An 18,592-nucleotide genomic window follows, 5' to 3' on the forward strand; every position below is an offset into this window, starting at 1 on the left:
GAGGGATGTATCATGAAAGTTGTAGCAGTGACATCGTGCGCGACAGGGATTGCGCACACCTACATGGCGGCAGAGGCGATTCAAAAGATCTGTAAACAGAAAGGATACAAGTGTAAGGTTGAGAAACAAGGTGCACTTGGAATCGAAGACAAGTTGAGGGACCGTGACATCAAAGAAGCTGACCTGATCGTATTTGCGAATGATGTAGGAATTACAAAGGCAGAACGTTTTACACCATACCAAGACAAGATTTTTCAGACAAAACCACATGCAGTGATCAAAGACCCGAGTATTATTTTTAGTGAAGTAGAAGAGTAGTAGAAGAGAGAATTAAAATATGAAGGGATGGATGAAAAATGAGAGACGTAGTAGATGATATTAAAGAAGCGTTTTTAACCGGTGTTTCCTATATGCTGCCGTTTGTAGTGGCAGGAGGTATTTTAGTAGCTTTAGGGTTCCTGCTGGGAGGATACGATATCCCCAATACAGTAGAACCGGGAAGGAATTTTGCATCAACCATTTTCTGGATTGGTAAGATTGGTCTGGGAACTTTCATGGTGCCGATCTTAGGTGCGTATGTAGCATTCTCAATCGCCGACAAACCGGGAATCTGTGTCGGAATGTTCGGTGGCTGGCTGGCAACTGACCCATGGGGAATGGGTTATTCCTCAGGATTTATCGGAGCGCTGATTGCAGGTATTATCGCGGGCTATCTTGTAAATGCGTTAAAGAAGATTCCGCTTCCTAATGCAGTGAGATCCCTGCTTCCAACCTTAATTATTCCGGTTATCGGATGTGCGGGCATTTGTTTATTGATGCACTATGTGATTGGAGGACCTTTAGGAGCATTAACAGGAGCGTTGACAACAATGTTAAACAACCTGGGAACAGGAAACCTGGTGCTCTTAGGAATTGTTCAGGGATGTATGCTGGCATTTGACATGGGAGGCCCATGTAACAAAGTTGCTTACGCATTTGCACTGGCATGTATGGAAACAGGAAACTATGCACCGATGGCAGCAAACTTTATAGCCTGCTGTGCACCACCACTTGCAATGGCATTTGCTATGTTGATTGCACCTAAGAAATTCACTAAGGAAGACAGAACAGGAATCGCAGGATGTTTTGCAGGAGCATTATGCATGATCACAGAGTTTGCGATCCCATATGCTGCAAAGAACTTAAAATACATTCCGTGCTTTATGGTTGGATCCGCAGTCGGATCTGTGATGTCTTACTTATGGGGAATTACAATCCGTGCACCTCACGGCGGAGTCTTCGTAGTATTTGCAATGAACAAAGTGCTTCCATTCTTTATCTGCTTAATTGTGGCAGGAGCTGTTTCAGCTGCACTGATCGTACTTGTTTCTAAAACGAAAACGGAAGAAGAATTAGCAGCAGAGTAAATAAAATTAAAACAAAACAGGAGAAATAAAATGGCAAAGTTATTTGATATTATGGGAAAATTCCCTTTTGCACCAGACGACAAGAAACCGATGTTAATCCGCAAGCAGGATTACTCTACAGCACTGTATCCGCCGGATAATGCATTTACATCCGACAATACATTTACAATGATCACAACGGATACCTTCATGCTTGGTATTTATGAGTTAGGACCGGGCGGAGTATTTGCACCACTTGACATTCATCCTGGAGATGAGTCTTACTACATCTTAAACGGACCGGTTGTTCAGAGAAGCGGAAACGGACAGTTTGCTTACTTAGAGACAGGAGAGGGACTGTTTATGCCGGAAGGTGCTTGGCACTGCTGCCATAACTTCTCAGACCAGAAGGCAAGAATCCTTTACTTCATCACTCCAAAAGCATGGAGCGAGTCCATTCCTCCGGCAGTTATCCCGACAGAGGAAGAGACAAAGTTCTACAAAGGACCGAACAATGATAACCTTCCGGATATGAGAGACAAGATCCAGGATATCTCCCGTCAGGGATGCACCGATGATATCGGATGCTGGCCGGTAGATCCGACAGAAGCAAGAAAAACCGGAGCTGTTTACGCAGTGCGTGATTTTGAGAAATTAAACAACGTACACGGAACAACTCATCCGATGCTTATGAGATTTATCACAAGCAACGATTACGGACACTTCGGCGAGATGATCCTTCCGGCAGGAGGATACGGACCGAGATGTTCAGATCCTGACACACATGCAGGAGACGGAGCACTCTACTGTGTTGACGGACCGGTAACCGTAAACCTGGTTGACGCTCAGGAAAGCTTCGTTATGGAACCGGAAGATACGTTCTTCCTTCCTGCAGGAACGAAATATCAGTTAGTGAACTTTGAAGCAAAACCAGTAAAAGTTGTATTTGCAGTAACTGAATTATAATCCCATCCATGAAATCACGATAAGATATACATAAATCATCCAGGCATAGAACCGCCGCAGTGATTGGTGTATAATTAAGAAGAACACATGGTGATTTGCCTAGAAAGATTCTTTGCGGCATGCCGTGAAGAATCTTTTTGGCAGGAAAGGGGATAAACGATGGGACAATACAAAGGCATAATTTTTGACTTGGACGGGACACTTCTTGATACAATCGGAGATCTTACGGACTCCGTCAATGAGGTGATGGAGAAGTTTGGATTTCCTCTCCACGGGCCGGAAGACTACAAGAAAAAAGTAGGAAATGGGTTTAAAAAGCTTGTGGAGAGAAGCCTTCCTGAGGATGCCAGGGATGAGAAGACCATTGATGACGCAGTGGCTGCCTTTGTAGAAGCCTATGACCGGAGGTATCTGGATAAGACTGCTCCCTATGAAGGAATTTTGGAACTGCTGGCGAAGCTTTGTGAGAAAGGGATCGCCCTCGGAGTCAATTCCAACAAGAGATCGGACTATACCAGTGCACTGATCAAAAAGTATTTCGCACATATTCCGTTTGTGGATGTGTACGGAGAAAGAGAGGGAATACCCAAGAAGCCTGATCCGGCAGGGGCGCTGAAGCTTTTGGAGCTTATGGGTCTTGAAAAGGAAGAGGTGCTTTATATCGGGGATTCCAATACGGATATGCTGACAGGAAAAAACGCAGGCCTCGATACGGTCGGCGTTTCCTGGGGATTCAGGGGAAGAGAAGAACTGGAAGCATATGGGGGAACTTTTGTGGTAGACAGGCCGGAGGAAATACTCGGTCTGCTGGAAAGGAGCGAGCAATGAAAATTTCTTTAGGATGTGACGAGGCAGCATTTGACTTGAAAGAGGCGATTAAAAAGCATCTGGAAGATGCGGGACATGAAGTGGTAGACAACGGCGTGGGACCGGGGGAAGTGGAACTTTACCCGGATGTGGCAGTGCGTACCTGTGAAAAAGTAACAAGCAACGAATGCGACAGGGGAATTCTTGTATGCGGAACAGGAATCGGTATGGCGATGACAGCCAACAAGGTGCCGGGCATCCGTGCGGCAGTCTGCCACGATCCATTCTCAACAGAGCGCTCTATCCTGAGCAACGACGGAAATGTGATGTGTATGGGAGCAAGAGTCATCGCACCACAGCTGGCATTATATTTACTGGATATCTGGATGGGACTTACCTTCAAAGACGGACCGTCTACCGAGAAAGTAGAACGGATTACATATTACGAAAAACAGTTCAGCAAATAAAGCCAAGTACATAAACAAGGAGGGTTTTCTATGAATTTTAAATTTGGAGTGGATACGTTTATCTGGGCAGAAGCATATGGAGAAGAACATCTCTGGATCATCCCTAAGGCGAAAGAACTGGGATTTGAAGTCATTGACTTTGCGATCTCCAACCCATTCACATTTCCTGTAGAAAAAGTGAAGGCAGAGTTAGAGAGAGTAGGCATCGACTGTGTCTGCACTACCACGCTGACACCTGAAACCAATCCGATCTCTCCGGATGCTGAGATTCGTGCAGAAGGTGTAAAAGCCATGAAAAAATGTGTGGATATCTGCAACGAACTGGGTGCACCGATCTTAGGCGGTGTAAATTATGCAGGCTGGGGATATCTGACGAAGAAGCCAAGGACCGAGGAAGAGTGGAACTGGGGCGTAGAGTGCATGAGGGAAGTTGCCGAGTACGCAAAGGAAACCGGAGATGTTACCATCTGTGTGGAATGTGTCAACCGTTTTGAAACACATTTCTTGAATATTGCAGAAGATGCAGTTGCATTCTGTAAGGATGTTGGAACAGGAAATGTCAAGGTTCATCTCGACTGCTTCCACATGATCAGGGAAGAAAAGAGCTTTGCAGGGGCAGTAAAGACCTGCGGCAAAGAATATCTCGGATACATTCATGTCAATGAAAATGACAGAGGTATTCCTGGAACAGGGCTTGTGCCGTTTAAAGAATTTTTCAATGCATTAGTAGAGATCGGGTATGACGGACCTTTGGTGATCGAATCTTTTGATCCGAGCTTTGAAGAACTGTCCGGCAACTGTGCGATCTGGAGAAAATTTGCCGATACCGGAGAAGAACTTGCGATTGAAGGGCTGAAAAATCTGAAAGCCATCGCTGCTGAGATATAGGAGGGAGAACAGATGAATCGAATTGTAAACAATCCTGATTATGCTGTTGAGGATATGCTGAAAGGATTTGTAAAGACACATAAAGATATTGTGGCACCTACGGAAGATCCTCGTGTCCTGAAATATAAGGATGCACCTGTGGAAGGAAAGGTAGGAATCGTCACCGGGGGAGGCTCTGGGCATAAACCTGCATTCATCGGTTATATCGGTAAGAATATGTGTGATGCAGTAGCCGTGGGAGAAATTTTTTCATCACCGACTGCAAAGGCTTTCTTAGATGCCATGAAAGAGGCTGATTCCGGAAAAGGTGTTGCGTGCCTTTACGGAAACTATGCAGGCGATAACATGAACGTCAAGATGGCTATGAGAAAAGCAAAGAAGCTTGGCATTGAAGTAAAGACTGTTGTGGCAAATGATGACTGTGCGTCTGCACCGAAAGATGAACTGGAAAAACGCCGCGGTGTTGCGGGAGAAGTGCTCATGTGGAAAGTCGGGGGAGCGAAAGCTTCTATGGGCGCTGATCTGGACGGAGTCATCCAAGCGGCACAAAAAGCGATCGACAACACGAGATCCGTAGGGATCGGAACTGCACCGTGTACCATCCCTGCTGTGGGGCATCCGAACTTTGAGATCAAGGACGGAACCATGGAAGTCGGAATCGGACACCACGGGGAGCCGGGAATCAATGTACAGCCATTAAAGACTGCAAGTGAGATCGCAGACGAGATGCTGGACATTATCGTTCCGGACCTGCCGTTTGCAGAGGGAGACGAAGTGGTAGTGCTTCTGTCAGGCCTGGGGGCAACTCCGGTGATGGAACAGTACATCGTATATGACCGGGTGGAAGAAGTTCTCGCAGAAAAAGGAATCAGTGTGCACAAGGCATATGTAGGTAATTACTTTACTTCCCTTGAGATGATGGGTGTGACGCTTACTGTGATGAAGCTTGACGATGAACTGAAAGAATGCATCGACATGCCTTGCGACTCTGTCGGTTTAAAACAGCTGTAAGTCCGGCGTTTTCCATAAATTTGGAGCATCACTGGACCCAAAACAAATTGAAAAGTGTGATCCTTGTGTTACAATAAATAACAGAAGGAAGCAGTCTGAGTTTAAAGTGAGGAGAAGAATTATGTCAAGTTTTAAAAATGCAGAAGCAGGAATCATCGTAGATAAGCTGATCAAGACGATTCAGGAGCAGAGAGATTATCTGAGCGAGATTGACGGAAAGATCGGCGATGGTGACCACGGCATTAACATGAATAAAGGTTTTACCATGTGTGAGGAAAAGCTCAAGGGACAGACCTATAATATGAGTGAAGGACTCTGTACTCTCGGTGAGACTTTACTGGAGGATATCGGCGGTTCTATGGGACCTCTTTATGGTCTGTTGTTTGATGAACTCTCTGCGGCAAGCGAAGATAAAGATGAAATCGATGCTGAAGTATTCGGAGAGATGATCAGCGGAGCTGTGGAGGGAATCCAGGAAATCAGTCCGGCAAAGGTCGGCGACAAGACTCTGCTGGATACTCTGATTCCGGCAAAGGATGCTTTTATGGAAGCGAAAGATGCAGGCAAAGACTTTGCTGAGTGTCTGGATGCTATGAACGAAGCGGCAAAAAAGGGATGGGAATCTACCAAGGACCTGGTTGCAAAGATTGGACGTGCAAGCCGCCTTGGAGAACGTTCCAGAGGAGTTCTGGATGCGGGAGCTACAAGCTGTTACTTTATTGTGACCACGCTTGGAACGGCTGCAAAAGAACTGTTGAGTTAATCAGAATTTAAGAAAAATGTGAACTGTTATAGAAAAATGCACTGGATTTTGCCGGTGCATTTTTTGTGCAGAGAGATGTTTTATAATATAGAAAAAGTAAATTTTGAACCTGAATATAATAAAAAAATAGGATCTGATTCATGGGAGGTTTTTATACGTTTTTAAATAAGGGTAAAAACAACTGAAGTACTATTTGACTTATGGTTTTTCTCGTGATATGGTAATTAAATGATAGTAATTATCAAAAAAAGGAGGAGCCTATGAGTTTAACAGACGGAGTTATCCTGATTTTAGCGGCGGGAATCGTTCTTTTTGTGCTGTGGAGATTTATTTCACGTATCCGCAGGGGAGAGACAGGGTGCGGCTGCGGATGTGACGGCTGCTCCAAATCCTGTGCATCCAGAAAAAAGAAAGACCCAAAGTAAGTGAGTAAAAGGCTGTGAGTATTATCACAGTCTTTTGTAATTTATATCTTGACATGTAAAAATATGTATGATATATTGTCAACATAGAAAGCACCATACGGTTTCTCTTTTCTGAACCTCATTCAGCAGGATCTATTTCATCTTTCCTTTGGCATTCGCCAATCATACCCCAGTGATAGACCTTTAGAACCAATAGTCAGTTAAGAAAGCAACGATTCCTTATTTATTTTTCATCAAGAGGAGAGGAATACTGTACCTGGTGCTTTCTTTTTGTGGTATAATATCTATATCTGAGTAAAAATTTATTTTAAAATTCTACTTGTTAGAAAAAATGAGGTGGACTTGTCCGCTTTGTTATTACTTAGGAAAGACCTTGTCACGCTAATGCGTGAAAGTCTTTCCTAAGTAATAACAAACGCTCCGCGGGTTGTACACAGATGCGTAAGGAAATCATTTGACTACGTCAAATCGCATCTGGTACGCAAAGTTGTCAAGCCCCTCAAAGAGTGAGGGGTTGGGGAGCTGAGGTGGGCTTGCCCACTTTGTTCAAATATGATATTATAACATTTTGTAATTATTAGAACTTAGGAGGAAAAATCATGCCAGTAAAATACGTGTTTGTCACCGGCGGTGTTGTTTCAGGTCTTGGAAAAGGAATCACGGCAGCATCTCTGGGACGATTACTGAAAGCGAGGGGTTATCACGTAACCAGCCAGAAGTTTGATCCATACATCAATATTGACCCGGGTACTATGAATCCAATCCAGCACGGAGAAGTTTTTGTGACAGATGACGGAGCGGAGACAGATCTTGATCTGGGACATTATGAGAGATTCATCGACGAAGGGCTGAACAAAAAATCAAACGTGACGACAGGAAAGGTTTACTGGAATATTTTACAGAAGGAACGGCGCGGTGACTACGGCGGGAATACCGTACAGGTGATCCCCCATGTGACCAACGAGATCAAGAGCCGTTTTTATAGAAATGAAGAGGCGACGGAGCAGGAGGTAGCCATCATAGAGATCGGCGGTACGGTGGGAGACATTGAGAGCCAGCCGTTTTTAGAGGCACTGAGGCAGTTTCAGCATGAAGTGGGACATGAGAACTGTATTTTGATCCATGTGACCCTGATCCCTTATTTAAAGAGCTCAGGAGAACTGAAAACAAAGCCGACCCAGGCCAGCGTCAAAGATCTTCAGGGCATGGGAATTCAGCCGGATATTCTTGTGTGCAGATCAGATTATCCTCTGGATGACGGCATTAAGAGAAAGATTGCACAGTTCTGCAACGTGGAAAAAGAGCGTGTCATCCAAAATCTCGATGCAGAAGTTTTATACGAAGTACCTCTGATGATGGAAAATGAACATCTGGCACATGAGGCCTGTGCCTGCCTTCATCTTCCGTGTCCGGAACCGGATCTTTCAGAGTGGCGCAAGATGATCGACAACTGGAAGCATCCAAAGCATAAAATAGAAGTGGCTCTCGTCGGAAAGTATGTATCACTCCACGATGCCTATATCAGCGTGGTAGAATCTCTGGAACATGCGGGTGTTGCCAATTCGGCAGATGTCACCATCCGGTGGGTGGATTCCGAGCGTGTCAGCTCTTACAATGTGGACGAGATGCTGGGCGGTGTCCAGGGTATCATTGTTCCGGGAGGATTTGGAGACAGAGGTATTGAGGGCATGATCTGCTCCATTCAGTACGCAAGGGAACACAAGATTCCTTATCTGGGACTGTGCCTTGGCATGCAGCTTACCATCGTGGAGTTTGCGAGAAACGTCCTTGGCTACGCAGATGCCCACAGTAAAGAGTTTAATGAAAATACGGAACATCCGATGATTCATATCATGGCAGATCAGGATGGAGTGACCAACATCGGGGGTACACTGAGACTCGGATCTTATCCTTGTGTATTGGCAGACGGTTCCAAAGCCGAAGAACTTTACGGAACAAAAGAGATTTCAGAGCGCCACCGCCACCGATACGAGGTAAATAACAAGTACAGGGATGTACTTCAGGAAAACGGTATGATGCTTTCAGGGTGCTCACCGGACGGGCGTATTGTAGAGATGATCGAGATTCCGTCTCATCCGTTCTTTTTGGCAACACAGGCACATCCGGAGTTTAAATCAAGACCAAACAAGGCACATCCTCTGTTCAAAGGATTTATTGAGGCGTCACTGAAAAACGGAGGAATGATCTGAGAAAGGGGTGCGGCAGTATGAAGCATGAAATCATCGGACAGACAGTACCAGCAGTAGAAGTGGAACTTGACAAGGGGGAAGCAATGTTCACCCAGTCAGGAGCTATGGCATGGATGGACCCCTCGATAAAAGGGGAGTCTAAGATGGAGGGTGGATTTTTAAAAGGGATCGGAAGGAAGTTTGCCGGAGAGTCACTCTTCATGGTAACTTACTCTTCTGACAAAGATGGAGCAAAGATTGCTTTTGCATCAACTGTTCCCGGGACGATCCTTCCGCTTCAGTTTCAGGGGACCGGAGGAATGATCTGTCAGAAAAAGGCTTTTCTGTGCGCTCAGAGGAGCGTTTCTCTGGAGACTATTTTTACCAAAAAGCTGTCAGCAGGAGCCTTCGGAGGAGAGGGCTTCATACTGCAGAGACTTTCCGGAGACGGCATGGCATTTCTGGAAGTCGACGGAGATGCGGTGACGAAGGAACTGGCTCCGGGAGAGACCATACTCGTTGATACCGGAAATGTAGTAGCTTTTGAAGACGGTATCAGTTATGAGATTGAGCGGATCAAAGGCGTTAAAAATATCTTTTTCGGGGGCGAGGGATTATTTCTCACAAAGCTCACTGGTCCTGGAAAGATTATATTACAGACACAGAATTTCAATGATTTTGCAGGAAGGATTGCATCGCTGATACCTTCCGGCAGCTGATCAGAGCATACAGAAGACAAAAACTGCCCGGTTAATTTACAGGGCAGTTTTTTTGTGGTTTAAAGGAGCAGCAGTGTGGAAATGGAAAAGTTTTATAATATATTAAAATTGTATTGCTAAATGAAAATAAAAGTGTTATGATATTTTCATAATAAAAAGAAATGAAAACACATGAAAATCTCAAGGAGGGCATTATGCAGGTTAAGGGTGTAAGATTGTACGGAGTAGATGACATCAGATTAGAAGAATTTGAACTGCCGGAGATCAAAGATGACGAGATCTTGGTAAAAGTTGTAAGTGACAGTATCTGTATGTCAACATGGAAGACAGTAAAACAGGGAGCCGGACACAAAAGGGTGCCGAATGACGTAGCAGATCATCCGGTTTTGGTAGGACATGAATTTGCCGGTGATATTGTGAAAGTTGGTAAGAAGTGGCAGGATCAGTTTAAGCCGGGGCAGAAATTTGCTCAGCAGCCGGCGATCCCGGGACAGATGGAGTCTCCCGGATATTCTTATCAGTACTGCGGCGGTGCTGCAACCTACTGTATTTTCCCAAATGATATCATTGAAAAGGGATGTGTATGGACATTTGAAGGAGACAGCTACTTTGATGCTTCCGTGGCAGAGCCGATGTGCTGCGTCATCAGCGGTTACCATACAAATTACCACACGGTTCCGGGAAGCTATGAGCACGTGATGGGTACAAAAGAAGGCGGAAATATCCTGATCCTTGGCGGATGCGGACCTATGGGGCTGGGCGCCGTAAGCTATGCGTTGGCTTTTGAAAATAAACCGAAACGTGTTGTAGTTACAGACATCAGCGATGACCGTGTAGAACGGGCAAAACAGGTGATCTCTATTGAAGACGCAAAGGCAGCAGGCGTAGAACTTCACTATGTGAATACTGCGGCTATGGAAGATCAGGAAAAAGAATTGATGGATATTACAGAAGGGCATGGATATGATGACGTATTCGTATATGTTCCGATCACTGGCGTTGCAGAACTTGGAAATAAGCTGCTCGCTTACGACGGATGCATGAACCTGTTTGCAGGACCGACAGATTCAAAGTTCTCAGCGAACATGAATCTGTATGACTGCCATTACTCCAGAACCAAAATTTTGGGAAGCACCGGGGGAACCATTGAAGATATGAAAGAGGCGATCAACAAGGCGGCATCCAAGGAAATTAAGCCGGCGGTTATGATCACACATATCGGAGGTATCGACGCTGTTGCTGAGACAACCAAGAATCTTCCGGACATCCCGGGAGGAAAGAAACTTACTTATATGCAGTTTGACATGCCGCTCACAGCGATTGATGATTTCAGAAAACTTGGAGAAACAGATCCTCTTTATGCTAAGCTTGCCGATGCATGTGACAAACACAACGGCCTGTGGAATGCAGAAGCAGAGAAGATCTTATTCGATCATTTCGGGGCATAAGAAAAGATATGAGGGGTGCCAATGTTTGCAGAGGAAAGAAGAGAACAGATTCTATTATATTTGAAAAAGCATAAGCGGGCTGAGGTGAAAGAGCTCATCGAAGAGTTTCAGGTTACCGGGGCGACCCTGCGGGCTGACCTGCGGGCGATGGAAGAAGAGGGGTCCATCGTCCGTACCCACGGCGGTGCATTGCTGAAAGAAGATGTTTTACAGAAAGAAGACTTCTTATCACTCAGAAGAGGGCACGAAGAAGAAAAGAAAGCCATTGCCAGAATCGCCAGAGCTTATGTGAAAGAGGGAGACGCGGTTATCTTGGACAGCGGAAGCACTACGCTGGAGCTTGCGCTGCTGTTAAAAGATGCGAAAAACATCAAAGTTATCACCAACGATCTTCAGATTGCGTTGGAACTGCAGGAAAATCCGTGGATTGAACTCTATATTGTCGGGGGAAAAGTGAGAAATAATTTTCGACTGACTCAGGGAGCCATCGGTACTGACTTTCTTAAGAGTATAGCAGTGAATAAAGTATTTTTGTCTCCGAATGCTCTGTCTGTCTTTGAGGGGGCGACTACGAGCAATGAAGAGATGAAAGAGCTCAAGCGGGCTATGATGAAAGCGGCAGGAGAAATCTATATGCTCTGCGACAGCTCAAAGATTGGGCAGAGAGCTTTTTGTAAGTTTGCCAGGCTGAGCGAATTTAAATTAATGCTCACGGATTCCGGAATTTCCAAATTAGATAAAACAGCGATCGAAGAACAGGGACTTGAAGTAAAGATCTGCAAATGAGGGGGAACATTTGCACGGAAATGAAGGAGATGGATATATGAAAAACGCAGTACAAAAATTTGGGAAATTTTTGAGTGCAATGGTTATGCCGAACATCGGTGCATTCATTGCATGGGGACTGATTACAGCACTGTTTATTGAAAAGGGCTGGTTCCCGAACGTAAAACTTGCAACAATGGTCGATCCGATGCTGAAGTACATCCTTCCGGTTCTGATCGGTTATCAAGGCGGTAAGCTTGTGGCCGGAGAACGGGGCGGAGTCATCGCAGTTATCGCTATTTTGGGTGTTATCTGCGGAAGCAACGAAGTTATGTTCATGGGAGCCATGGCTATGGGTCCGTTTGCGGGATGGGTCATTAAAAAGTTTGACAAGGCAGTGGACGGACATATCCCGGCAGGGTTTGAAATGCTGGTCAACAACTTTTCCGTCGGTATCATCGGAATGATATTAGCAATCATCGGATATTACCTGATCGGGCCTGTTATGACAGCGATCCTTACAGTGCTTACAGCCGGTGTTGATTTCCTGATCGGGCACAGCCTGCTGCCACTGGTATCCGTATTTGTGGAACCGGCAAAAGTATTGTTCTTAAACAATGCGATTAATCATGGTATTTTCACTCCGATCGGAGGAGAGCAGGTACAGGCCGCCGGAAAATCCATTATGTATATGATCGAGGCAAACCCTGGAGCAGGACTCGGAGTGCTGTCCGCATACTGGGCATTCTCTAAAGACAAAAGGACAAAGGATTCCGCACCGGGTGCGATCATCATCCACTTTTTCGGAGGAATCCATGAGATATATTTCCCTTATGTACTGATGAATCCTGTTGTTATCATAGCATCTATTGCAGGTTCAGCATGTGCAGTATTTTATTACTCTTTATTTAACATCGGACTTACCGGACCGGCATCACCGGGATCCATCATTGCTTTCCTGACGATGGCACCTAAGGGATCAACGCTGGCCGTATTGCTTGGAGTCGTGATTGCTGCGGTTGTTTCTTTCCTCGTGGCTGCTCCGATCATCAAGATGTCGAATGGAAAGAGTTTGGAAGAAGCCTCAGACAGTGTTCAGAATATGAAGGCTGCCAGCAAAGGCATTGCAAAGAAAGCAGGAGAGATCAAAAAAATCGTCTTTGCCTGTGACGCAGGCATGGGCTCCAGCGCTATGGGGGCAACAAAGTTCAGAAACAGGATTAAGTCTCTCGGACTTGGCATTACAGTGATCAATTCCTCTGTAGATACGGTTCCTGCAGATACGGATGTAGTTGTATGCCAGGAAGTTTTGGCTGACCGTGCGGCAAAGAGTGCACCAAATGCACAGCTGGTAACAATTAAGAACTTTCTTCAGGATGAGGCGATCGACGATTTGTATGACAAACTGGCGCAGCTTCAGAAAGAAAGAGATTTACCGGCAAAAGATGCTGTACAGGAAGCAGAGAAGTCGCCATCGGAGGATGAGGCAAACCCGATGGTCATGGTAAAAGAGGGAATCAAACTCGGACAAAAGAGTGTTTCCAAAGAAGAAGCCATTGAGGCAGCAGGAAATTTACTCTATGAGCTCGACTATGTAGAAAAAGATTATATTGAGGCTATGCAGGAGAGAGAGCGGACAGTTAGCACCTACCTTGGAATGGGAGTTGCGATCCCTCACGGAACCGGAGATGCCAAAAATAAGGTTAAGAAAACAGGTATTGTTCTGGTACAGTATCCTGACGGTGTGGATTTTGGAGATGAAAAAGCACAGTTAGTATTCGGAATCGCCGGAATTGGAAATGAACATCTGGAACTGCTGGGTAAGATCACTCAGGTGATCGATAACCAGGATAACCTTGAAAAATTAAAGACTGCGGGCAATGTTCAGGATGTACTGGATATGCTGAAATAAAAAGCAGGAGCTTCTGAAAGACAGTTTATAACCCACAACTGTTTTATCAGAAGCTCCTTTTTATTTGACTGCGCTGACTTTTAATCTCCGAAATGGCTGAAAGCATGTGCCGTCCGGCTGTATGGCTCTTTTCAGTGTAGCGTCTATAACCTCGTTTCGGAATGCTTCTTTTAATTCTTCGGGTACATACTGCATAAAAGGGACAAGGCTGGGCTGGTCGATCCAGCCAATCATTTCTTCGGCATCAGTGAAAAACCGGTCTGCATTTTCTTCTGTGACCACGATGTTTTTAAACTCTGTGAGGTTCATTAATCCTTCATATTCAAATTTTGAAGGCATATACCAAGGCCATTGAAAAGATTGAAAATACTTTTTATATGGTTCCGTTTGAATCATGTTACGGATGATTTCAAAAAAATCCGAGCAGTTCCCTTCGCCGGCGAAATTCCATAGGATCTTTCCTCCAGGTTTTAGAGCGGAGTAGGATTGGTTTAAGAGACGAGAATGATCTTTCACCCAATGCAGTGCGGCGTTGGAATAAATGACATCAAATTGATTCATAAAGTTCATGTCTGCCATATCCATATTAAGAAACTGAAGATTCTTTTTTTTTATGTTTTTTTGCAGTATTGATCATTCCGATTGAAGCATCGATTCCAATAACACTGCCTTCGGGCACCAGCATGGACAACTGTTCCGTCAGGACCCCGTCCCCGCAGCCCAGATCTAAAATAGATTCATTGCCGTTAAGATGAAGGTCCGAAAAAAGTTTTTGACCCCATTCTTTTTGATGTCTGGAAGCCTGTTCATATTTTTTGCCGTTAAATTCATAGATACCCATCTGTATTCATCTCCCTGCTTATTTAATCATTTTTTTGAGTATACCATGATGGAGACTGGTACGCACAAATAAATTGCCTGTTGCCAAATGTGAGAACCCGTGGTATGATATTTGTGAAATGAAAAAAATACGAAATTTTTAAAAAATAATAAAAATTTTTAAAAAGCCAGGAGGGAATTATGAAGGCTAAAGGTGTGAGAATGTATGGGGCAAAGGATATTCGGCTGGAAGAGTTTGAACTGCCGGAGATCAAAGAAGACGAGGTGCTTTTGAAAGTCATGAGTGACAGCATCTGTATGTCTACATGGAAAGAAGTCAAGCTGGGAAGCGGACATATCCGCGTACCGGATGACATAGCAGAACGTCCGGTCATCATCGGCCATGAATTTTCCGGTGTGATCGAGCAGGTCGGAGAAAAGTGGGCAGACGAGTATAAAGTGGGAGAGAGATTTGTAGTACTTCCGGGGATTCCGGATCAGATGGGAGCACCGGGGTATTCCTATGAACACTTCGGAGGCGCAGTGACATACTGCATCGTTCCTAATGATGTGATTGAGAAGGGTTGTCTGCTCCACTATGACGGGGATGCTTTCTATGAAGTATCTGTGTCAGAGCCTATGTACTGTATCATCGGCGGATATATGGCGAACTATCATACGAAGCCGGAGACACACGAACATTTTATCGGCGCAAAAGCGGGAGGGAACATTGCGATCCTCGGAGGATGCGGACCGATGGGACTGGGCGCAATCAGTTATGCACTTGCCATGGAAAACAAACCGAAGACGGTTGTTGTTACGGAGATCAACGACGACCGAATCAACCGGGCCAGAGAAGTGATCTCTGAGGAAGATGCAAAAGCAAGAGGTGTGGAATTACATTATGTAAACACAGCAAAGATGGATGATGAGGTCAAAGAACTGATGGATCTCACCGGAGGAGAGGGATACCATGACGTATTTGTTTACGCTCCGGTAAAAGCGATTGCAGAGACAGGAAACAAGATCCTTGCATTCGACGGCTGCATGAACCTGTTCGCAGGTCCTTCTGACAGTGAATTTTCCGCAGACATGAACCTCTATGACTGCCATTACAGAAATACGAAGCTTCTGGGATCTTCAGGGGGCATTAAGGCAGACCTTCTGGAAGCGCTCGATCTGATCGCCAAGAAAGAGGTCAATCCTGCTGTTATGATCACTCATGTGGGAGGCATTGACGCAATCGTTGATACAACTCTTCATTTACCTGAGATACCGGGGGGAAAGAAACTTACCTATACACAGTTTGATATGCCTCTGACAGCGATTGAAGACTTCAGAAAACTGGGTGAGACCGATCCTCTGTTTGCGAAGCTTGCCGATGCATGCGACAAAAATCAGGGATTGTGGAACAAAGAAGCAGAAGAAATTTTACTGGATCATTTCGGAGTATAACTTATGTTTGCAAGAGAGCGGAAAGAAGAACTGCTGGCTTATATGAGGGTACATAAGAGGGCTGGCATCCATGAACTGTCGGAAGAATTCCATGTGACCGGCGCCACCATAAGGTCCGATTTAAGTGAATTGGAGAAAGAGGGACACCTGATTCGGACCCACGGGGGCGCACTGCTAAAGGAAGAAGAAGTCACAAAGGAGGCATTTCTTGCCTCCAGGTGGAACTTAAATCCCGATAAAAAGAGGATCATTGCACAGGGTGCCAAAGAGTTCGTCAGGGAAGGAGACATTATCCTGATCGACAGCGGTTCTACCATGCTGGAATTTGCAAAGGTTTTGACAGACTTTAATGACCTGAAGGTAGTGACCAATGATCTGAACATCGCTCTTGAACTGCAGAAAAAGCCTTCTATTCAGGTGATACTGATCGGAGGAACTGTGAGGAACCAGTTTGAATGTACCTTTGGTTCCCTGGGGATTGAATTTCTTGAGAGGATTTCCGTGGATAAACTGTTCTTGTCACCAAACGCTTTGTCAGTTTCCAAAGGGCTGACCACGCCCAATGAGGAGACAGCGGCGATGAAGCGTGCGATGATGAGGACCGCAACAGAAGCATATATGCTGTGCGACAGTACGAAGATTGGACGGAAGACCTTTTGCCGGTTTGCGAGGAACAGTGATTTTAAATATCTGATCACTGATGAGGGAATCCAGACTGCCGACAAAAAAGAACTTGAGAAGCAGGGAATCAAGGTCAGGGTGTGTAAGATGAAAGTTCAGGAATAACCTGGAAATTATCTTACCACCGGTTATAATTTAAAAAATTGTCAAGCAAAAAGGGAAGAAAATTTATTGAGAATTTTTCTTCCTTTTTTTGCGTTGGATAGAACTGACAAACCGCGTATTTATATGGTTTATAAGGTTATTAAAAGGAGGAAAATGTAAGAAAATCTTGTCAAAAAATCTTCTGCAAAATTTACCACTGGCAATAGTGGACGTATGGAAATACAATCAATATAATGGAATTATAGATAAACGTTTATCAGATATGAACCATTAACTGCAGCAAAAAATTATACCAAAAAGAGAAGGAAAAAAAGGAGGATTATTATGGCAAGTAGTTTCAAAGCTAAAGTCCAAAAAATGGGCGGATTCCTTTCAGGAATGGTAATGCCTAACATTGGTGCCCTGATTGCATGGGGTATTATCACAGCATTATTTATTCCGACAGGATATTTCCCAAATGAAAAGATGAACGAACTCGTAGGCCCGACACTTAAGTTCTTGATCCCGTTGTTATTTGGATACACCGGAGGTCATACAGTATATGGAAGACGTGGTGCCGTTGCAGGTACACTTGCAACAATCGGTGTTGTCATTGGTTCAGAAGCAACCATGATGATCGGTGGTATGGTCATGGGACCTCTCGGTGCATGGATCATCAAGCAGTTTGACAAATTGTTAGAAGGACGTGTAAAACCAGGTCTGGAAATGTTAGTAGATAACTTCTCCATGGGTATCATTGGAGCACTCATGATGATCGCAGGATTCTCTGTAATCACACCGCTTTTTGCAGGTATCACAAATATCTTAACAGTAGGCGTTAACTTTGCGATCGATCACAGTATCCTTCCATTCACACCAATCTTCGTTGTACCGGGACAGGTATTGTTCTTAAACAACGCGATCAATCACGGTATCTTTACTCCGCTTGCGATTGAACAGGCTGCACAGACAGGAAAATCTATCCTGTATCTTGTAGAGGCAAATGGTGGTAACTGGGCAGGACTTGTACTTGCATTTATGTGCTTTGGAAAAGGTATGGCAAAGAAATCTGCACCTGGTGCAGCAATCATTCACATCATCGGTGGTATCGGTGAAGTATCTTTCCCTTACGCTTTGATTAAACCAATCACTATTCTTGGACCGATCTGTGGTTCCATTGCAGCATTATTCTGGTTCCAGATCATGGGCGGTGGCGCAGTAGCAGCAGTATCTCCTGGATCAATCATTGCCTTGGCAATTATGTCACCGAAAGGAAAGCTGTTCGTCAACCTGGCCGGATATGTCATAGCCGCGATCGTATCGTTCGCTATCGTTGCATTCTTCCTTAAACGCGATAAGACGCCGGAAGATGAGGTCGGAGAAGTAGGCGGACTAGATATGAGCCAGTTTGTTGAAAGTCACAGCGCTCCTGGAGAAGAAAAGAAAGCTGTTGTAGCAGACGATGCAGAGCTTCCAAAACGCCAGGTTAAAAAGGTAGCATTTGCATGTGATGCAGGAATGGGATCCAGTGCCATGGGAGCTTCCATGCTGAAGACACAGCTGAATAAGATCGGAATGTACATAGATGTAAATCATGTATCTATTCATCAGATACCGGCAGACATCGATGTTATTGTTACAAACGAAAACTTATATGAAGCTGCGAAGAGTGCGGCTCCTGCGGGAGTACCGGTCATTGCGATCGAAAACTTCCTGGATGCTGCTGAACAGGCAGCAATTGCCAAGAAGATTAAAGACATGGCTGAATAAGTCAGACTGCGGCGCCATAATTGAAGAATTATGGCGCC

General features: G+C 44.9%; 18 protein-coding genes and 1 pseudogene. 17 read left to right on the forward strand and 2 right to left on the reverse strand.

Features of this window, described 5'->3' with window-relative positions:
* Positions 1-12: 12 nt before the first annotated feature.
* The 14 genes from DWV34_RS11385 to DWV34_RS11450 all read left to right on the forward strand — a co-directional run bounded on the left by DWV34_RS11385 (position 13) and on the right by DWV34_RS11450 (position 13,745).
* Positions 13-318: a PTS fructose transporter subunit IIB gene (locus DWV34_RS11385; protein ID WP_006566385.1), complete on the forward strand. Its 306-nt coding sequence runs from the start codon at positions 13-15 to the stop codon at positions 316-318.
* Between the two features lie 38 nt (positions 319-356).
* Positions 357-1,406: a PTS fructose transporter subunit IIC gene (locus tag DWV34_RS11390; RefSeq protein ID WP_009290911.1), complete on the forward strand. Its 1,050-nt coding sequence runs from the start codon at positions 357-359 to the stop codon at positions 1,404-1,406.
* Between the two features lie 30 nt (positions 1,407-1,436).
* A complete protein-coding gene (locus DWV34_RS11395) occupies positions 1,437-2,351 on the forward strand; it encodes a cupin domain-containing protein (protein ID WP_006566383.1) in 915 nt (304 codons plus the stop codon).
* 159 nt (positions 2,352-2,510) lie between these two features.
* Entirely contained in the window at positions 2,511-3,179 is a 669-nt protein-coding gene (locus tag DWV34_RS11400) for an HAD family hydrolase (protein WP_009290912.1), read from the forward strand.
* Positions 3,176-3,625 (forward strand): ribose 5-phosphate isomerase B, encoded by a 450-nt coding sequence (gene rpiB / locus DWV34_RS11405; protein ID WP_006566381.1) that lies wholly within the window; start codon positions 3,176-3,178, stop codon positions 3,623-3,625. Before DWV34_RS11400 ends, rpiB begins: the two co-directional genes overlap by 4 nt.
* A 30-nt stretch (positions 3,626-3,655) precedes the next feature.
* Positions 3,656-4,513: a sugar phosphate isomerase/epimerase family protein gene (locus DWV34_RS11410; protein WP_118476244.1), complete on the forward strand. Its 858-nt coding sequence runs from the start codon at positions 3,656-3,658 to the stop codon at positions 4,511-4,513.
* A 12-nt stretch (positions 4,514-4,525) separates the two neighbouring features.
* Complete coding sequence (locus DWV34_RS11415) at positions 4,526-5,524, forward strand: dihydroxyacetone kinase subunit DhaK (RefSeq protein ID WP_118476246.1); 999 nt, start codon at positions 4,526-4,528, stop codon at positions 5,522-5,524.
* A 121-nt stretch (positions 5,525-5,645) separates the two neighbouring features.
* Positions 5,646-6,287: a dihydroxyacetone kinase subunit DhaL gene (dhaL, locus tag DWV34_RS11420; protein ID WP_009290916.1), complete on the forward strand. Its 642-nt coding sequence runs from the start codon at positions 5,646-5,648 to the stop codon at positions 6,285-6,287.
* A 260-nt stretch (positions 6,288-6,547) separates the two neighbouring features.
* Positions 6,548-6,712 (forward strand): FeoB-associated Cys-rich membrane protein, encoded by a 165-nt coding sequence (locus DWV34_RS11425; protein WP_118476248.1) that lies wholly within the window; start codon positions 6,548-6,550, stop codon positions 6,710-6,712.
* Positions 6,713-7,311: 599 nt separating this feature from the next.
* Positions 7,312-8,922 carry a CTP synthase gene (locus tag DWV34_RS11430; protein ID WP_118476250.1) on the forward strand — a complete coding sequence of 537 codons (1,611 nt, stop codon included), beginning with the start codon at positions 7,312-7,314 and terminating at the stop codon, positions 8,920-8,922.
* 17 nt (positions 8,923-8,939) lie between these two features.
* On the forward strand, positions 8,940-9,620 hold the full coding sequence (locus tag DWV34_RS11435; RefSeq protein ID WP_009290917.1) for a TIGR00266 family protein: 681 nt from the start codon (positions 8,940-8,942) through the stop codon (positions 9,618-9,620).
* A 194-nt stretch (positions 9,621-9,814) separates the two neighbouring features.
* Positions 9,815-11,068, forward strand: a complete 1,254-nt coding sequence (locus DWV34_RS11440) for a zinc-binding dehydrogenase (RefSeq protein WP_039946388.1) — start codon at positions 9,815-9,817, stop codon at positions 11,066-11,068.
* Positions 11,069-11,089: 21 nt separating this feature from the next.
* Positions 11,090-11,854, forward strand: a complete 765-nt coding sequence (locus DWV34_RS11445) for a DeoR/GlpR family DNA-binding transcription regulator (protein WP_006566372.1) — start codon at positions 11,090-11,092, stop codon at positions 11,852-11,854.
* A 37-nt stretch (positions 11,855-11,891) separates the two neighbouring features.
* The gene (locus DWV34_RS11450; protein WP_118476377.1) at positions 11,892-13,745 is read left to right on the forward strand and encodes a PTS mannitol transporter subunit IICBA; all 1,854 of its coding nucleotides are present in this window, start codon (positions 11,892-11,894) and stop codon (positions 13,743-13,745) included.
* 60 nt (positions 13,746-13,805) lie between these two features.
* Here the strand turns inward: DWV34_RS11450 and DWV34_RS17700 are convergent, their stop codons facing one another.
* Together DWV34_RS17700 and DWV34_RS17710 are read right to left on the reverse strand one after the other, a co-directional pair.
* Entirely contained in the window at positions 13,806-14,054 is a 249-nt protein-coding gene (locus tag DWV34_RS17700; RefSeq protein WP_243000864.1) for a hypothetical protein, read from the reverse strand.
* Positions 14,055-14,249: 195 nt separating this feature from the next.
* A pseudogene (locus DWV34_RS17710) lies at positions 14,250-14,586 on the reverse strand (class I SAM-dependent methyltransferase); the annotation flags it as partial.
* Positions 14,587-14,765: 179 nt separating this feature from the next.
* Here DWV34_RS17710 and DWV34_RS11460 point away from each other — a divergent pair.
* The 3 genes from DWV34_RS11460 to DWV34_RS11470 all read left to right on the forward strand — a co-directional run bounded on the left by DWV34_RS11460 (position 14,766) and on the right by DWV34_RS11470 (position 18,554).
* The gene (locus DWV34_RS11460) at positions 14,766-16,019 is read left to right on the forward strand and encodes a zinc-binding dehydrogenase (protein ID WP_006566369.1); all 1,254 of its coding nucleotides are present in this window, start codon (positions 14,766-14,768) and stop codon (positions 16,017-16,019) included.
* A 3-nt stretch (positions 16,020-16,022) separates the two neighbouring features.
* The gene (locus DWV34_RS11465) at positions 16,023-16,805 is read left to right on the forward strand and encodes a DeoR/GlpR family DNA-binding transcription regulator (RefSeq protein ID WP_118476252.1); all 783 of its coding nucleotides are present in this window, start codon (positions 16,023-16,025) and stop codon (positions 16,803-16,805) included.
* A 324-nt stretch (positions 16,806-17,129) separates the two neighbouring features.
* Complete coding sequence (locus tag DWV34_RS11470; protein ID WP_118476254.1) at positions 17,130-18,554, forward strand: PTS mannitol transporter subunit IICB; 1,425 nt, start codon at positions 17,130-17,132, stop codon at positions 18,552-18,554.
* The last annotated feature ends 38 nt before the right edge of the window (positions 18,555-18,592 follow it).

It is taken from the genome of Anaerostipes sp. AF04-45 (assembly GCF_003461725.1).
Taxonomy (GTDB): Bacteria; Bacillota; Clostridia; order Lachnospirales; family Lachnospiraceae; genus Anaerostipes; species Anaerostipes caccae.